General features: G+C 74.1%; 14 protein-coding genes. 9 read left to right on the top strand and 5 right to left on the bottom strand.

The window, feature by feature from the left end; genetic code table 11:
• The first annotated feature begins 68 nt into the window (after positions 1-68).
• Positions 69-1,328: an aldehyde dehydrogenase family protein gene (locus tag ACIQE0_RS33060; RefSeq protein WP_402338904.1), complete on the top strand. Its 1,260-nt coding sequence runs from the start codon at positions 69-71 to the stop codon at positions 1,326-1,328.
• The gene (locus ACIQE0_RS33065) at positions 1,325-3,058 is read left to right on the top strand and encodes a thiamine pyrophosphate-binding protein (RefSeq protein WP_402338906.1); all 1,734 of its coding nucleotides are present in this window, start codon (positions 1,325-1,327) and stop codon (positions 3,056-3,058) included. The genes ACIQE0_RS33060 and ACIQE0_RS33065 overlap by 4 nt, the downstream gene beginning before the upstream one ends.
• 232 nt (positions 3,059-3,290) lie before the next feature.
• On the opposite strand, the gene ACIQE0_RS33070 is transcribed toward ACIQE0_RS33065, so the two are convergent.
• Positions 3,291-4,127, bottom strand: coding sequence for an ABC transporter permease (locus ACIQE0_RS33070; RefSeq protein WP_402338908.1), 837 nt, complete (start codon positions 4,125-4,127; stop codon positions 3,291-3,293).
• 78 nt (positions 4,128-4,205) lie between these two features.
• A complete protein-coding gene (locus tag ACIQE0_RS33075; RefSeq protein ID WP_366339059.1) occupies positions 4,206-4,862 on the bottom strand; it encodes a DUF1707 domain-containing protein in 657 nt (218 codons plus the stop codon).
• A 382-nt stretch (positions 4,863-5,244) separates the two neighbouring features.
• On the opposite strand from ACIQE0_RS33075, the gene ACIQE0_RS33080 reads away from it, so the two are divergent.
• A complete protein-coding gene (locus ACIQE0_RS33080) occupies positions 5,245-6,495 on the top strand; it encodes a helix-turn-helix domain-containing protein (protein ID WP_402338910.1) in 1,251 nt (416 codons plus the stop codon).
• Positions 6,496-6,582: 87 nt separating this feature from the next.
• On the opposite strand, the gene ACIQE0_RS33085 is transcribed toward ACIQE0_RS33080, so the two are convergent.
• Positions 6,583-6,762, bottom strand: coding sequence for a DUF5708 family protein (locus ACIQE0_RS33085; protein ID WP_274914770.1), 180 nt, complete (start codon positions 6,760-6,762; stop codon positions 6,583-6,585).
• 427 nt (positions 6,763-7,189) lie between these two features.
• Between ACIQE0_RS33085 and ACIQE0_RS33090 the strand changes: the two genes are divergently transcribed.
• From ACIQE0_RS33090 to ACIQE0_RS33110, 5 genes are all read left to right on the top strand, one after another.
• The gene (locus tag ACIQE0_RS33090; RefSeq protein WP_402338913.1) at positions 7,190-8,458 is read left to right on the top strand and encodes a beta-ketoacyl-[acyl-carrier-protein] synthase family protein; all 1,269 of its coding nucleotides are present in this window, start codon (positions 7,190-7,192) and stop codon (positions 8,456-8,458) included.
• A 16-nt stretch (positions 8,459-8,474) separates the two neighbouring features.
• Positions 8,475-9,179, top strand: coding sequence for a GNAT family N-acetyltransferase (locus ACIQE0_RS33095; protein ID WP_366339053.1), 705 nt, complete (start codon positions 8,475-8,477; stop codon positions 9,177-9,179).
• Positions 9,176-11,890 (top strand): class III lanthionine synthetase LanKC, encoded by a 2,715-nt coding sequence (lanKC, locus tag ACIQE0_RS33100; protein WP_402338915.1) that lies wholly within the window; start codon positions 9,176-9,178, stop codon positions 11,888-11,890. Before ACIQE0_RS33095 ends, lanKC begins: the two co-directional genes overlap by 4 nt.
• Before the next feature lie 171 nt (positions 11,891-12,061).
• Entirely contained in the window at positions 12,062-12,139 is a 78-nt protein-coding gene (locus ACIQE0_RS33105; protein ID WP_358463345.1) for a hypothetical protein, read from the top strand.
• Positions 12,140-12,249: 110 nt separating this feature from the next.
• Positions 12,250-14,046 carry an FAD/NAD(P)-binding protein gene (locus tag ACIQE0_RS33110; protein WP_402338917.1) on the top strand — a complete coding sequence of 599 codons (1,797 nt, stop codon included), beginning with the start codon at positions 12,250-12,252 and terminating at the stop codon, positions 14,044-14,046.
• Positions 14,047-14,071: 25 nt separating this feature from the next.
• Here ACIQE0_RS33110 and ACIQE0_RS33115 read toward each other — a convergent pair whose 3' ends face one another.
• Together ACIQE0_RS33115 and ACIQE0_RS33120 are read right to left on the bottom strand one after the other, a co-directional pair.
• Positions 14,072-14,728, bottom strand: coding sequence for a response regulator (locus ACIQE0_RS33115; protein ID WP_402338994.1), 657 nt, complete (start codon positions 14,726-14,728; stop codon positions 14,072-14,074).
• A gap of 162 nt (positions 14,729-14,890) precedes the next feature.
• Entirely contained in the window at positions 14,891-16,129 is a 1,239-nt protein-coding gene (locus ACIQE0_RS33120; protein WP_402338919.1) for a sensor histidine kinase, read from the bottom strand.
• Between the two features lie 257 nt (positions 16,130-16,386).
• Here ACIQE0_RS33120 and ACIQE0_RS33125 point away from each other — a divergent pair, with 257 nt between their 5' ends.
• A complete protein-coding gene (locus ACIQE0_RS33125; protein WP_402338921.1) occupies positions 16,387-17,103 on the top strand; it encodes a hypothetical protein in 717 nt (238 codons plus the stop codon).
• The last annotated feature ends 12 nt before the right edge of the window (positions 17,104-17,115 follow it).

Raw genomic sequence — 17,115 nt, forward strand, 5'->3', positions numbered from 1 at the left:
TCTACTTGACAATAAATGACAATTGGCTGACGCTGACCCTCCATGGACTACGCCCCGAGGAGGGACATATGAGCTCCGCTCCCGCACGGCCGACCGTGGCCGCCGAGCCGGAGGAGGAGAGCGGCACCCCGGGCCGCAGCGAGCACCGGACCGCGGAGGCGTTACGCCGGGTCCGGGACTTCCTGGCCGAGGACGGCGGGGCGGTCCACGAGCTGCTGTGCGAGATCTCCACCCACCGGGCCGCTCGCTACGAGATCGAGTCCACCATCGCCACCCTGGACGGGGCGCTGGACGAGGTGGCCGCCCACCGGCCCGGCCGGGTCCCCCGGCTCGCCGCTTTTATGCCGTCCAACGTCATCCTCTACTCCTACGCCCTCTACCTCCTTGTGCCCGCGCTCTACACCGACGCGCTGGTCTTCCGCCCGGCCAGCCGGGTCAAGGACCAGATGCGGCGGCTGCACGCGCTGCTCGCCGAGCGGCACCGCCTGCCGATCACGCTCAGCGGCGCCAGCCAGCGGGAGTTCCTCTCCGGGGAGGTGCACTCCGCGGACGTCGTGGTGTTCACCGGTGCCTACCGCAACGCCGAGCAGATCCGGGCCCAGCTCTCCCCCGGGCAGCTGCTGCTCTTCCTCGGCTCCGGGGTCAACCCGTTCGTCGTCGCCCCAGGGGCCGACGTCGAGCAGGCCGCCCGTGATGCCATCGAGATCCGGACCCTCAACACGGGCCAGGACTGCCTGGGCCCGGACCTGTTCGCGGTCCACCACTCCCTCCTGGACGCCTTCCTCGACGCGCTGGTCGTCGAGTTGAAGGGGCTGCGGTACGGCCCGTACACCGACCCGGACGCCGACTTCGGGCCGATCTTCTACGACGGGGCGCTGGAGGAGGCCGCGCAGTTCCTGGCCCGCAACCGGGACGGCATCGTGCACGGCGGCCATGTGGACTTCCGCGCCCGGCGGCTGGACCCCACCGTCGTCGTCGGGGAGGACCTCAGCCCGCGCACCCAGGTGCCGGAGTTCTTCGCCCCGATCTTCAATGTCGCCGCCTGGCACGACGAGGACGCCCTGGCCGCCACCCTGACCACCGGCATGTTCACCGAACGCGCCCTGGGCTCCAGCGTCTACGGCGCCGCCCCGGCCCTGGTCGAGGCGCTGCGCCGGCGCACCACCGTCACCCTCGACGCCAACCTGCTCGCCATCGACGACGGCAACGCGCCGTTCGGCGGCTACGGCCGGATGGCCAACTACGTCTTCGACGGCCACGAGGTGCGCGCCGAACCCGTCCTGGTGTCCCAGGCCGTCGCCACGTACCGTCCGGGGGCCGCCCGGTGACCGGACACCCCTACCCGACGGCCTGGGCCGCGGTCGCCGACCATCTGCACCACCTGGGCACCCGCGCGGTGTTCGGACTACCGGGCGACGACATGGCCCTGCTCGCCGCACTGGAGCCCACCGACACCCGTGTCGTCCTCTGCCGCGACCAGCGCAACGCGGTCTTCATGGCGACCGGTTACGCGCTCGCCACCGGCCGCCCCGGAGTGTGCGCGGTGGGCAAGGGGCCGGCGCTGACCAACGCGCTCACCGGCGTCCTGGAGGCGCGCTCGGCCGCCGCCCCGCTGATCCTGATCGCCGACGGCACCCGGCTCGACCGGCTCGGCACCGGCGCGTTCCAGGAGCTGGACCAGCTGACCGCGGTCCGCCCGTACGTGAAGTGGGCGGCCCGCGCGGACACTCCGGAGCGGCTGCCCGCCCTGCTGGAGAAGGCCGCCGCGGTCGCCGTCAACGGCACCCCCGGGCCCGTCTACCTGGAGCTGGCCGAGCAGGTGGTGGACGCCGCCGTCCCCCGGCCCGGGGCCTGGCGGCCGGCCGCGCCGCAGCGCCCGGGACCCGATCCGGACGCGCTGGCCGCCACCGCCCGCAGGATCGCCGCGGCCCGCCGGCCGCTGCTGCTGGTCGGCGGCGGCGCCCGGCACCGCAACGCCGACCGCCGGATCGAGCGCCTGGCCGAACGGCTCGGCGCGGGCGTCTTCAGCACCGCCTCGGGCCGCGGCGTGGTCGCCGAGGACCACCCGCTGTACTGCGGCGTCAGCGGCCTGTACGCGGCCCCGCCGGCGGACGCGCTGTGGCGGGAGGCGGACCTGGTCGTCGCGATCGGCAGCCGGCTGGAGGAGACCGCGACCTTCGGCTGGCCGGACGGCGCGGCGGAGCAACTGCCGGTCGTCCAGGCGGTGTTGGGCGAGGACGGGCTGGCGCTGGAACGGCCCGGGGCCCACGTCCTGGGGGACGCCGGGCGGATCGTGGCCGGCTGGAGGGAGCTGCTCGCGGACCACCGGGCGGACGGCGCCTGGGCGGACCGGGTGCGGGCGGTGCGCGCCGCGCTGGAGCAGCGGGCCGCCGACCGGGCCGAGCAGGCGGCGAAGGCCGCGCCCGCGGGCACCGTCCCGGTGGCCGGGGTGCTGGCCGCCCTGGACCGCGCGGTCCCCGCCGACCGGGTGCTCGTCCAGGAGAACGGCCTCCAGGACATGTGGTCGTACTTCTTCCCCCATTGGACGCTCGGTGCGGGCGGCGGGGCCGTGGTGCCCAGCGAGCAGACGCCGCTGGGCTTCGGCGCGGCCGCCGCGGCCGGTGTCCGCCTCGCCCTGCCGGCCGGGCGCCCGGTGGTGGCGTTCGTCGGCGACGGCGCCTTCCACCTCTTCCGGTCCGAGCTGCCCTCTCTGGCCGACGCGGGCGTCGCGGTCCTCTACGTGGTGCTCGACAACGGGGGCTACGGCTGGCTCCAGGCCAACCTCGACCGGGTCTCCGGCACCGGCTCCCGGTTCGCCTTCACCGCGGCCCGTTCCACCGGGACCGCGGGCCTGGCGGCCGCCTACGGGCTGGGCCACCGGCGGGTGACCGACGCGGCGGAGCTGGACGCCGCGCTGGCGGCCGCCTGGCAGGAGGTCGCGGGCGGCACCACCTCGGTGGTCGAGGTGGCGGTCGCGCTGACCGACACCCCGCCCGGGATGGCCGGTGCGGCCGGCGACTTCCCCGAGCGGGAGGGCACGGAGGGGGACGGCGGCTGAGCCTCCCTCGGACACGGCTGCGGGCGGGCACTTCGCGAAAGTGCCCGCCCGCAGGCGTACGGGCCCGGCGGCGGCCGTCGCGACAGCGGCCACCGCCGGGCCCTTCGGGGTGCGTGCCCCGGCCCGACCGGCCACGGGGGGAGCCGGGTGGGGCCGGGGCACGGCTTCTTCGTACGGAGGGGCCCACGCCGGGGCGTGCGGGGGTAGCGGCCCTCGCTCCGTACGGTTTCGGTCAGGTCTTGGTGGTGAACTTGGCCAGGGCCAGGGGGGCGGTGACGGCGGTCAGGCCGAGCGACCACAGCAGCGTCCAGGTCACCGGGCCGGCCACCGGGCCCGTGCCCAGGGCGAGTCCGCGGGCCGCGTCGGCCATGTGGGTCAGCGGGTTGACGCGGGTGACGGCCTGGAGCCAGTCCGGCATCGTCGCCGGCGGCACGAAGACGGACGAGGCGAACTGCAGCGGCGTCAGCACGACGACCGACAGCCCCTGGACGGCCTGGGCGCTGCGCAGGGTCAGCCCCAGCAGCATGAAGACCCAGATCAGGGACGTCCCGAACACGGTGGTCAGACCGATCGCGGCGAGCAGTCCGGGACCGTGGCCGACGACGTCGAAGCCGAGCAGCGCGGCGACGGCCAGCAGCACCGTCAGGGCGAGGAGCATCCGTCCGGTCTCCACCACGACCTTGGCGATCAGCACCGAGGAACGGGCCACCGGCATCGCCCGGAAGCGGTCCATCACCCCGGTGCGGAAGTCGTCGTTGACGCCGGTGCCGACGGCCATCGCGACGGTCATCCCGAGGATCACCATCAGGCCGGGCACCAGGAACGCGGTGTACTGCCGGCGGGAGCCGCCGGCGCCGATCGCGCCGCCGAAGACGAAGACGAAGAGCAGCGTCAGCACGATCGGCATCAGCAGCGCGTCGATCATCGACTCCGGGTTCTGCCGGATGTGGAGGAGGCCGCGGCGCGACAGGGCGCCGATGTGCCGCAGGTGGGAGCGGAGCGGCAGCCGGCCCTCGTCCTCGCACGAGGCGGTCGGCGCCGGGTGCGGCAGCACCTCGGACGACGTCATGGGGGCTCCTCTCCGCTCTTCTCCCCGTGTGCCACGGGCGGGCCGGATACTGCGGTCCCTCAGGGGCCGGACGGGGCGTCAGGACCGGCGTTCGTCGAGCCACTTCTGCCAGTACGTGCGGCGGTCGCTGCTGGGGTGGGCGAGCACGATGTCGCCGAAGACCGCCGAGCCGGTGACGCGGACGACCGGGGTGGCGGAGTCGGGGCCGGAGTGCGCCCGGGTCAGGTTGCGCAGGTCGCCGAAGACCTTGCTGCACTGCATCTCGACCCGCACCCCCTCCGGGAGGAGGAGGTGGACGTCGCCGACGATCGCGCGGACCGCGATGGTCACCGCGCCGCTCGGCGGGGCCGGGGAGGCGCACAGGTCGAGGGTGACGTCGCCGAGGACGGCGGTGACCTCGATGCCCTCCTCCAGGGCCGGGCTGCTGGTGGTGAGATCGCCGAACAGCGCCTTGAAGACCCGCTGTCGGGACGCGGCGCCGGCGGCCGGCGGGGTCGACTCCGCCGGCAGGTCCCGGCCGACGGAGGCCAACTCCTCGCGGGTGCGGGCCAGCGAGGCGGCCTCGAACCGCTCGGCCAGTTCCTCCAGGGTGAGCCGGCCCTCCGCGGTGGCCTCCCGCAGGCGCTCGATCATCTCCTCGCGCTCGGCGTCGGAGGCGAGCACGGAACCCGGCTGCGGTGCGGTCGGAACAGGCCCCGATTCCTTGCGCAGATCGGGACGTTGGGGTTGCGTCATGGGGTGTGCCTCCGCTGGTCGGGCGGTAGTGGTGCGGGCCGGGGTGCCCCCTTGTGCACGTCATCCGACCACGTCACACGGGGTGCGGACATCGGCGTGCGGTACTACATCGAAAGGTGCAGACGCTCGCCCGGGTCGTCGGCGCGGTGTCCCGCCGGTCGCCCGGTTTCCGCAGAGAGGGGCGCGTTTCGGCCCCTCCTCGTTAATGCTCCGGGCACCGATGAAATGATCCCGTTACTGTTATGTGTCGGTCGGTGAAGAAAACGGAATCTGTATCGACTTCTTGTTGACTCGTTGGTAAAGTGCCGACCACTCATTGTGACTCTGTGTTTTGTCCAACCAGCCGGAGTCCTCAACCGTTCGAATCCGGAGGGTTTGTCGAATGCCTGAGCCGGCGGACACCGGGCGACGAATCAAAGAGCTCCGAGTCAGCGCGGGAATGACCCAGCACGAACTCGCCGGGTCCGAAATGTCCGCCAGCTACATCTCTCTCGTCGAACGCGGTAAGCGCATTCCCAGTGGCCGCGCCCTGAAGATCCTGGCGGAACGGCTCGGAGTCGGCGTGACGGAAATATCCGGCGGCGCCGCACAGCCGGAATCCGCCGGCCGGGTCCGCCGGCTCGACCTGGTCGGACGATTGGTCGCGGCCCGCCGCCAATGGGAGGGCGGTGACGCGGAAGGGGCGCTGGAGGAATTCCGCGCGCTGACCGGGACCGAACCGGGCGGCCGCCCCGACGACGTGTCCACCGAGGCCCAACTCGCCATGGCGGAAATCCTGGGCTCGCTGGGCCGCGCCGACGAGGGCGCGGCGGTCCTGCTGCGGATGCTGGACGGGCTCGTCCCCGCGGCGTACGCCGAGGCCCGGCTGCGCGCCCTGACCGCCCTGGCCGACCTGCTGGAGTCCGCCGGCCGGGTCCAGGACGGGCTGCGCCACGCGCTCACCGGCTCCCTGGAGGCGCCCGCCGCCCAGGCACCCGGCAGCTCCTTCCACACGCTGCTCGTCCTGGACGTACTGACCCGCTGCGCCTACTGGAGCGGCTGTGCCCACTGGGCCCCGGAGGCCGGTGGCCTGCGGCACGCCTCGGACGGGGTACTGCCCGGGCCGCGCGCCGGGATCGCGCTGCACCGGGCGCTGGACCTGTGGGACCGCGGGGAGACCGACCGGGCCGCCGAGCTGCTGGCCGAGACCGCCCGCCGGGTGACCCCCGCGGCCGGCTTCCGGCTCTGGGAGGCCGTCAACGGCCGCTATGCGCTGCTGCTGCTCGGCCGCGGCGAGCGGGCGGCGGCGCGGAGCATCGTGGAGCGCGGGCTGGTCGTCGCCTCGGTGACCCAGGACCCGGACTTCCCGCTGTGGCTGACGACCGCCCAGGCGGTCTGCGCCGAGGCGGCCGGGGACCGCGAGCGGGTGTACGCGCTCGGCGCGGAGCTGGCCGAACTGCCCGACACCGGACGGTGCCACGAGAAAGCCGCCGCGCTTTCGGAGATCGCGGCGGCCTGCGTGCGGCTGGGAGACCAGGAAAGGGCGGCCGGCCACTTCTGGTATTCCGCGGAGCTGTTCCGGCGGGCCCAGGCGTACCGACACGCCGACCGGGCCCGGGAACGGCTGGCGGACCTCCTCGAAAAGCGGAACTGACGCCCGACCGGGCGCCGGATTCCGGGGCGGTCACGGCGAAATAAGGGGCCCGCGCCGCGCGTGCCGTCATTGTGCCGCTATCGCTCGCTATTTATTCGCTTTCTTCCCCAATCCCAGGAGGGCGAACAACGCCTCCGCGCCGCCGACGATCGCCAGGACCAGCCCGGCCTTGTGGAGGGAGACGTACGGCGTCTCCACTTCCTTGGTCGTGAGCCACAGGATGACGCCGACGATCGCCAGGAAAATACCGACGGCAATGCCCTTCATGAGTTCCCTCGTCCCTAGTCGCTGGTGCGGAGCTGGTTGACCGCTCCAGCGTCCCGTCCGGATCAGGGCGCGCGGATCATCCGCAGGTAGGCACTTTGCTCGGCATCCCCTGTCACTTTCTATGTACGCGGGCCCTCCCTGGGGGCGGCGCGGGGGCGGCGTGCGGGCGCGACACGGGGGCGCGTGGGGGCTCAGACCGGCGCGCTCGGCCCGCTCTGACGCCCCGATAGTCAATTTTCGTGACTCTGTCAGTCACGTCGAGATCGACGTTTTCGCTGGTGGTGGCCGGTCTGGCGCCGTGTGACCAGCCGTTCCCTCGAAAGTCACCGCGATTTGACCGTTGACAGCGAAGTGACTCCGCTGTCATCTTTCTAGTCATGCGAACGCCCCGAGCGTGACAAGGGGGCAGAAAAGTGAGGAGGGTTTCATGGAGTCACAGGCAGCGGATCGGCGCCGGGTCGTCGTCACCGGCTGTGGCGTGGTCTCCCCTCTGGGGAACACCACCGCGGACTTCTGGACCGCCCTCCTGGCCGGCCGCAGCGGCGTCTCCATCGTCACCCGCTTCGACACCGGCGGGCTGCCGGTCAAGATCGCCGGCGACGTCACCGACTTCGACCCGGTCGCGGCCGGTGTCCTCACCCCCCAGCAGGCCCGGCGCACCGACCGCTTCACGCAGTACGCCGCGGTCGCCGCCGCCCAGGCGCTGGCCGCCGCCGGACTCCGGCCCCCGGCCGACATCGACCCGTACCGCTTCGCCGCGGTGATCGGCTCCGGCTACGGCGCCGCCCCCGCGATCCAGCAGCAGTACGACGTCCTCAAGGAGCAGGGCCCGCGCCGGGTCTCCCCGTACCACTCGGTGCTCACCGCGATCGACCACCCGGCGAGCCTGCTGTCCCTGGCCTACGGCATCGCCGGTCCCAGCAACGCGGTCTCCGCGGCCTGCGCGACCGGTGCGGTGGCCATCGGCGAGGCGGTCGAGATGATCCGGCACGGCCGCGCCGACCTCGCACTGGCCGGCGGCACCGACGACTCGCTCACCGCGGTCGACCTGGCCGGGACCGCCAACGCCAAGGCCCTCTCCCGCCGCAACGACGACCCCGAGGGCGCCAGCCGGCCCTTCGACCGGGACCGGGACGGCTTCGTCATGGCGGTCGGCGCGACCGTCCTGACCCTGGAGGAGGCCGGCCACGCCGAACGGCGGGGCGCGACGATCCTCGCCGAGGTGGCCGGCTACGCCGCGACCACCGACGCCCACCACCCCACCGCACCCGACCCCACCGGTGCCGGCGCGGTCCGCGCGATGCGCGCCGCCCTCGCCGACGCCGGATGCGCCCCCGAGGACGTCGGGCAGATCAGCGCCCACGGCACCGGCACCGTCCTCAACGACCGCATCGAAGCAGCGGCGTTGCGCGAGGTGCTGGGCCCCGACACGCTGCGCCGCACGCCGGTCACCGCGATCAAGAGCATGACCGGGCACATGCTCGGCGCGTCCGGCGCCGCCGAGGCCGCCGCCGCGGTGCTCTCCCTGCGGGACCGCGTGGTCCCGCCGATCCGCAACTGCGACCACCCCGACGAGCCCGACCTGGATCTCGTCACCAAGGGCCCGCGCGACTGGGACGGCGACGTGGTGCTCAGCAACGCATTCGGCTTCGGTGGCCACAACGCCGTACTCGTACTCACCCGCTACCACGGCTGAAGGAGGGAAACGCAGCATGCAGGGACGACTGGTAACCCTGGAATGGCCCGGCGACGAGGACTGGGCGGCGATCGCCTCCTGGCTCCGGCCCGGTTCGCCGGCGGCCGTGATGAGCGGTGACTGGGAACTGCTCGGCGCCGCCGAGGTGGAGGCGGCCAACCGCTCCGGACGGGTCCACCACCTGGTGATCAGCACCCACAACGGGGACCGCATCGGCGCCGTCAGCTACCAGCGCACCGGCCGGATCGGCGGCTACTCCGTGGGCGGCGCGATCGGCTCCCCCGAACTCTGGCGCCGCGGCTACGGGGCGGAGGCCGTCGTCCTCCTCGTCGACTACCTCTTCCACCAACTCGACGCCCACCGCGTCCAGGTCACCACCGCCGCCTACAACAAGAGCATCATCCGGCTGATGACCAAGACCCAGTTCGTGGTCGAGGGCATCCTGCGGGACCACTGCTACCTCGACGGCGCCTACCACGACGCGATCGTGTGGGGCATCCTCCGGGACGAGCACTACGCCTCGCTCGAACCCAGCGACTCGCACCGCGTCCTGGCCGTCGGACTCGACGACTTCGTGTCCGAGGACGACAAGGTCCAGGCCCGCGAGATCCTCGCCGGGCACCTGGCGGAGACCGGCCGCAGCGCGGTCGCCGCCTTCCTCGACACGGCCGGCCCGCGCCCGCTGCGCGACGCCGCCGAGGACGGGCGGGGTGCGGCATGAGAGACGGCGCCGAGAGCTTCGCCCTGGCCGACCGGGTCTTCTTCGACTGGCCCGGCAACTGGGACCTGGAAGCCACCCGCTTCCCCGCCCCGCCGCTCCCCGAGGGCTGGACCCGCGAGGACAACGAGGCCTGGACCTTCTGCCGCCCGCCGGCCGGCGAGGGACCCCAACTCCCCGACCACGGCTGGAAGATCCACGTCTCCGCGGCCCCCGAGGACACCGAACGCACCCTCGCCGACGTCGCCGCCTACTGCGCCCGCAACGGCCTGCACTTCAAGTACCTCAAGAGCGCCAACGTGCAGCGCGCGCTGAGCCGCAAGTACGCCCAGCGCTCCTCCGCGGGCAAGCTGCTGACCGTCTACCCCGTGGACGAGGCGGAGTTGACCCGCACCCTCGAAGGGCTGGACGCCCTCGTCGGCGGCCGCCCCGGCCCGTACGTCCTCACCGACCTGCGCTTTCGCGAGGGCCCGCTGTACGTCCGCTATGGCGGCTTCCGCACCCACTACACCGAGGACGACCACGGCGACCTGGTCACCGCCATCCGGCGGCCCGACGGCTCCTGGGAGCCGGACCGCCGCACCCCCGTCTTCCGCACCCCCGACTGGGTCCCGGTGCCGGACGTCCTCAAGGACTCCCTGGCGGCCCGCCAGGCCGTCGACGACTTCCCCTACCGGATCACCGGGGCGCTGCACTTCTCGCACGGCGGCGGCGTCTACCGCGCCGAGCCGACCGGCACCGACGCCCTCGGCGCCGGCCAGCGCACCGTCGTCCTCAAGGAGGGCCGGCCGTACTCCGGGACGGACGGCGTCGGCCGGGACGCGGTCGCACGGCTCGCCCACGAGCACGAGATCCTCACGCGGCTGGCCGGACTGCCGGGCATCCCCCGCACCTTCGGCACCTTCCGGGTCCGCGACCACCTCTTCCTGGTCCTGGAGGACATCGAGGGGAAGGACTGCCAGTCCTGGCTCGCCGGCCACTACCCGCTCACCGTGCCGGAACCGGACGAGGCGGCGGTGACCGCCTACCGGGACCGCGCGCTGGCCCTGTTCGGCCGGATCGAGAAGCTGATCGCCTCGGTGCACGACCGCGGCATCCGGATCGGCGACCTGCACCCGGGCAACCTGATCATCCAGCCCGGCGACATACCGGTCCTGCTGGACTTCGAGGTCGCCGACGCGGTCGACCGGGCCACCCCCAGCAGCCTCGGCGCACCCGGCTTCCACCGGGCCGACGCCACCGGCGCGGACGGCGACCACTACGCGCTCGCGGCCATCGCGCTCTGGCTGTTCCTGCCGCTCGGCGCGCTGAGCGGCCTGGCGCCGGACAAGGCACCGGCGCTGCTGGACCTCGCGGCCCGCCGCTTCCGCCTCCCGGACGAGCTGGTGGCCCGACTGGCCCGCCAACTCGCCCCGACCGCACCGGCCTTACGGGCCGACGGCACCCCGGCCCGCCCCGTGGCCGGCGTCACCGGCCCGTTCCCGCCGCCGGACCTGACCGGCTCGATCGACCGCGGACTGCGCGCCGGCGCCACCCCGCACCGCACGGACCGGCTGTTCCCCGGCGACTTCGCCCAGTTCGCCGAGGGCGGCGCGGGCTTCGCCCACGGCGCGGCCGGCGTCCTGTGGGCCCGGCACACCGTGCTCGGCGCCCGCGACGAGGAGCACACCGCCTGGCTGCGGGCCGCGGTCGACCGGGTGCCGGCCGCCCGCACCGGCTTCTACGACGGACTCCACGGCATCGCCTACGTCCTCGCGGAACTCGGCGACCCCGAAGGGGCCCGGCACGCCCTGGACCGGGCCGACGGGCAGCTCGCGGCCCGCCACTGCCCCAGCCTCTACCGCGGCCTGGCCGGCGCCGGACTCAGCCTGCTGCACTTCGCCGACGCCTGGGATGACCCCGCACCGCGGGAGAGCGCCCTGGGCCTGGCCGACCGGATCGTCGACCGGCTGGCCACCGCCCGCCGCGAACCCGTCGAGCACCGGCGCCGCATCGGCTCCACGCACGCCGCCGGGCTGATGTACGGCTGGTCGGGACCGGCGCTGTTCCTGCTCCGCGCCCACCAGGCCACCGGTGACGTCGGGCTGCTGGACGAGGCGGTCCGGGCCGTCCACCGCGACCTCGACCGCTGCACCACCGGGGAGCAGGACACGCTCCAGGTGGACGAGGGGTTCCGGCTGCTGCCCTACCTGGACAACGGCAGTGCGGGCATCGCCCTGGTCGCCGCCGAACTCCTGCGGCACCGGGAGGACACCCGGATCCGCGAGGCGCTGCCGGCCCTGCTGCGGGCCTGCTCCTCCGACTTCGTCATCGAATCGGGCCTGTGGGGCGGCCGGGCCGGACTGATCGGCACCCTGGCCACGCTGCGGGAACTGGTCCCGCTGCCCGCGCAGACCGCCGAGCGGCACCTACGCCGCCATCTGACCAACCTCTCGCACCACGCCATGACGCTGGACGGCGCGACGGTCTTCCCCTGTGACGGCCGAGCCCGGATCTCCATGGACGTGGCCACCGGCGGGGCCGGCGTACTGCTGGCCCTCGCCGCCGCCGAACGGGGCACCCCGCTGCTGCCGTTCCTCACCGACTCGCGTTCCGCCGCGGCCGTCGACCCGGCCGCTCCGGAGCGCGCCCGAGGCGCCCAGGGCGCCTTGGACCCCACCGCCCCCTCCGGGGCGGCGGGACCAGCGGACACCAGGAAGGAGGTGTCGAAATGACCATCATGGACCTTCAGGGCCTGGAGGTGCCGGGCGAGCGTGACGCTCAGGCGCTCGGCTCCACCATCAGCGGCGGCTGCTGATGCCCGATCCGGTGTCCGGGAACACCGGGTCTGTCAACTATACACAGCACTACGGGAGTTCGGAAGGGAGGTGTCGTAAATGACCATCATGGACCTTCAGGGCCTGGAGGTGCCGGGCGAGCGTGACGCTCAGGCGCTCGGCTCCACGATCAGCGGCGGCTGCTGACGCCGTGCCCGGTGGCCCCGCACTGCGGTGCGGGCCCACCGGGCCTTCGCGTCGTACGGCGACCGACCGGCGGCGCACGCAACTCCGCGGGCGGGACGGGAAGGACGACGATGGGCGGGGCCGGAGCGCACACCGGGGACGGCGGCACACCGCTCTCCCTCTGCATCGTCGGCTGCGGCCCCCGCGGCGCCTCCCTGACCGAGCGGATCCTCGCCAACGTCCCGGCCCTGTACGGCGATCGGCCGCTCGACCTGCACCTCGTGGACCCCTACCCGCCCGGCGCCGGCCGCACCTGGCACACCGGCCAGTCCGGTCTGCTGTGGATGAACTCCGCCGCCGACCAGGTCACCGTCTATCCTGACGCCACCGTCGACTGCGCCGGCCCCCCGCGCCCCGGCCCCACCACCGCGGCCTGGCTCAACGGGCCGCTGCACGACGGCAGTTACGCCGCCCGGCGCGACCAGGGGCGCTACCTCCTCGACTTCTTCGCGGCCGTGACGGAAGCGGCGCCCGCCTCGGTGCGGCTGCACCTCCACCGGGCGCGCGCCGTCGACCTGCGGCGCGGCGCCGACGGCCGCCAGCAGGTCCTCCTCGACATCGGCGGACCGGTGCACGCCGACCGCGTGGTGCTCGCCCAGGGCCACCCCGACGTCCGCCCCGAGCCCGCCCCGTCCGGCCTGACCCGGATCGGCCCGGGACCGGCCGACCCGGACGCGCTGGAGCGCATCCCGCCCGGCGCACCGGTCCTCGTCCGCGGCCTCGGCCTGGTCTTCGTCGACTGCCTGGCGCTGCTGACCGAGGGCCGCGGCGGCCGCTTCACCGGCCCGCCCGGCGGGCCGCTGCGCTATCGGCCCTCGGGCCGCGAACCGCGCCTGTACGCCGGCTCCCGGCGCGGCGTCCCGCTGCCCCCGAAGCCGGCCCCGGACCCGGCCGGCCCGTCCACCGGCGCGGAACCGCTGCGCTTCGCCGGCGCCGCCGCCTGCCGGGCCGCACTCGCCCGCCCCGGCGCGGACTTCGACCGCGACCTCTGGCCGCTGATCCGGGCCGAACTGGGCTGGTGGCACTACCGCGCCCTGTTCGCCGCCGGCCCCGACCGCACCCGGATGACCTGGCCGGACTTCGACGCCCAGTACGCCCTCCTGGTCACCGACGCCGAGCGGCTCGCCAAACTGGCCGCCGCGGCGGTCCCCGACCCCGCCGACCGCCTCGACCTCGACCGGTTGGCCGCCCCCCTGGCCGGCCGCACCTTCGTCGGCCCCGATGACCTGCAGCACCGGCTGCGCGCCCACCTGGCGACGACCCTGCACCGCCGCACCGGCCCCGCCGCCGGTACCGAACGCGCCCTGGTGGACGCGCTGCGCCGGACCGGCGAGGTCATCGAGGAGCTGTGGCGGGCCGGCGACCTGGACGGCACCGCGCTCGCGGACGCGCTGCGCCGCTTCGCCCTGGGCACCTACCTCAGCTCCGGGCCGCCGCCGCTGCGGGCCGCGCAGCTGCTGGCGCTGGCCGAGGCGGGCATCGTCACGTTCGTCGGCCCGGACCTGCGGGTGGAGACCGGCCGCGGCGCCTTCCGCGCCACCAGCCCCGCCGTCCCCGGCGCCGTCCACGAGGCGGCCGTCCTCCTGGACGCCCGGCTGGCGATGCCGGCGCCCGACCGGCTCGCCGACCCGCTGCTGCGCGCCCTGTGGGACCGCGGGGAGCTGTCCTTCGCACCCGGCAGCGAGGGCGCGGCGGTGCCCCGTCTGGACGGGCCCGCGCTGCATCCGGTCGGCGCGGACGGCACCGTGCACCGGGACCGCTTCGTGCTCGGCCCGGCGCAGTTCCCCCGGCCGCACGCCAACGCCGCCGCCCTCCGGCAGACCGACGCGCTGGCCCGCCGCCTGCTCGGCGACGCCGCCGGCGCCTGACCCCGCGGCGCCGGCGGCGGTCCGCTCACCCGCGGGGCGCGATCCCGTGCTGCTGCGCCAGGATCGCCGCCTGCACCCGGCTGCGCAGGTTCAGCTTCGACAGGATCCGGCTGGTGTGCGTCTTGACCGTGCCCTCCGCGAGGTGGAGGGTCTCGGCGATGGCACTGTTGGCCTGACCGCGGGCTATACAGGCCAGCACCTCCAACTCCCGCTTGGTGAGGGAGTCCAGCGCCTGCGCCGACCCGTCCGGCAGCGAGGGCCCGCCCGCGGACGCCGTCTGGTGCGCGAACTCGCCGATCAGCCGCCGGGCGATGGCCGGCGTGAGGAAGCCGTCCCCATGGGCGACGTCGCGCACCGCCCGCACCAGTACGGCCGGTTCGGCGTTCTTGAGGATGAAGCCGCCGGCCCCGGCCCGCAGCGCCCCGAAGATGTACTCGTTGAGGTCGAAGGTGGTCAGCACCAGCACCTCCGCCAGCCCGCCCTCGACGATCCGGCGGGTCGCCGCGACCCCGTTGAGCAGCGGCATCTGCACGTCCATCAGGACGACGTCGGGCCGCAGTTCACCGGCCATCCGCACCGCCGCCTCGCCGTCGCCGGCCTCGCCGACCACCGTGATCCCCGGGTCGGTCTGGAGCACCAGCACCAGCCCGGACCGCACCGCGGCCTGGTCGTCCGCGACCAGGACCCGGACGCCCGCGCAGGTGTCCTGCGGACCCGCCGTCCGCGCCTCCTCCCCGGTCCCTGCCGCCGCCTGCTGCGCCTCCTGCTGTGCCGCTCGCTCCACTGTCTGGTCCCTTCTCGCTCGCTGTCCGGTGCGGGGTCGGCCCGCGTCCGCGGGTCCTGCTCAGGTGTTCCGGTCCAGCGGCAGCACCGCCCGCACCCGCCACCGGCCGGGGGCCGACCGGTCGGGCCCGGCGTCGAAGACCCCGCCCACCAGCGCCGCCCGCTCGGACATCCCGGTGAGCCCGGCGCCCGCGCTGGGGGTCGGCGGGTCGCCGGGCCGCTGCTGCCTGCGCCCGTCCGGGCGGGCCAGCGGGCTGTCCACCCAGAGGACCAACTCCTCGGCGGCGGCCTCGCAGCGGATCCGCACCCGGCCGGCCGCGGCGTGCTTGAGGCAGTTGGTCAGCGCCTCCTGCACGATGCGGTACGCGGTCACCTCGATCACCGACGACACCTCGGGGAAGGGCTCGGGGAACTCCGTGACCAGCGTCAGCGCCGCCGCGTCGGCCGCCGGCCGGGCCTGCTCCACCAGCGTCGGCAGGGCGCTCAGCTGCGGCCGGTCCCAGTCGTCGTCCACCGCCCGGTCGGAGCGCAGCAGCACCACCATGCGGCGCATTTCGGCCAGCCCCTGCACGCTGTTCTCCCGGATCACCGCCAGCGCCCGCAGCACCGGATCGTCCTCGCCCTGGCCCTCCTGGAGCGAGAGCACCGCGCTGGAATGGATGGCGATGGCGCTGAGGTGGTTGGCCACCAGGTCGTGCAACTCCCGTGCCATCCGGGTGCGTTCGGTCTGCAGCACGGTCTTGCGGTCCAGTTCCGCCAGCCGGTTGATCTGCGCCGCGCGCTGCCGCTCGGCGTCCGCCTGCTCCTTGTGGGTCCGTATCAACACCCCGGTCCACACGGGCGAGATGAGCAGCAGCGCCACGATGAGACCGGTCGTCACCCCCTCCGAGCGGTCGCCGATGAAGAGGAAGACCGCGGTGGCCACAGTGGTCGCGGCGACGGTCCCGAACTGGAGCGTCCGGCACAGCCGCGGCGCTCCGTACAGCGCCGCCGCGTACAGCAGATCGGTGTAGATCAGCACCGGGCCGAGCCCGCCGCTGGCGGCCGCCTCGACGCTGACGGTCACCGTGCCGACCAGCACCGCTTTGCCCGGCGCGGCGCTGCGGAAGGCGGTCGAGCCGCACAGCACCGCCACCGGCAGCACCGCCTGCCATACGGGGATCTCCCCGCCCATGACCCGCGCCCCGCCCAGCACATAGAGGATCAGGCAGCCGGCGAAGAATCCCACGGACAGCCGGAGATCGCGCAGCGGTATCGGCGCACGGTGCAGCCGGGTCCTTGCGAATTGGCGTAACCACACACCAGGACAGTACGTCCGCGGTGTGCGCTCCCACCTTGGCCTGACTGCCGAATTGAGGGGCCGCCCCCTACATCGAAGTATGTAGCCGGACATCGGCAGGAGGGAGGACCCCAAGGTTCCGGAGGACGTGCAAACCTTGGCCTGACTGTATCGATCGATGTAGGCGAAAAAGGGGGAGGCCAAAGTCGCCACCGCTTGCCGGCCGTCACCCTCCGGTACGGCCGAGCCACCGCTCAACTGTGGAGGACGGAAAGTACGTGGAAACGAACGCCGCTCTTCTCGATCTGGCCCCGGAAATCCCCGGCCGGGGACTCACCGACGCTGGACTCCCCGTCCAGGACGGTGCCGACCAGGTGCCCGTCTTCGTCGTCCCCGTGGGGACCGCCCCGCCCGCCGGCTCCGGGAGCGAGCTCACCGCCGACAGCTGTCCGGGCCTCAACGGACACACCAGAGCCACCCTCGACGCCGCGTCCCGCGGCTGGCTGCTCGCCCGGCTCCCCGCCCGGGTGCGCACCGCGATGACCGCCGCGGCCCACTGGGAACTGTACGGAACGCACGGCCTCCTGGTCGTGGCCTGCGGCGACGGCGCCCGCCAGATGGGCTTCTCCGTGGAGTCGGTGCGCCACGTCCGCCGGGAGTCCTCGCTGCTGCACACCCCCTACGAGATCCTCACGCCGCACGAGTCCCGCACCGCCGCCGCCCGCCCGCCCGCCGAACGCGAACGCCTCATCACCCGTTACTGGGTCCGCAAGGACGCCGCCCTCCAGGCCGTCGGCAGCGGCCTCTCGCTCGCCCCCGAGCGCGTCGAGGCCGGATTCCCCTCCGACACCGGCACGGTCACCGTCCCCGGCCCCTGCGGCACCGAAATCCCGGTCTTCGTGCGGAACTTCCGCTTCTCCGCCGCCTACGAGTTCGCGGTGGCCACCCCCGAACCGCCCTCCGTCACACCGACCTTCGCCTATTCCCTCCGCTGAACGCGCGGCACC

Origin of the sequence: Streptomyces sp. NPDC093097, from assembly GCF_044754325.1 — a bacterium.
In the GTDB taxonomy this organism is placed as follows: domain Bacteria; phylum Actinomycetota; class Actinomycetes; order Streptomycetales; family Streptomycetaceae; genus Streptomyces.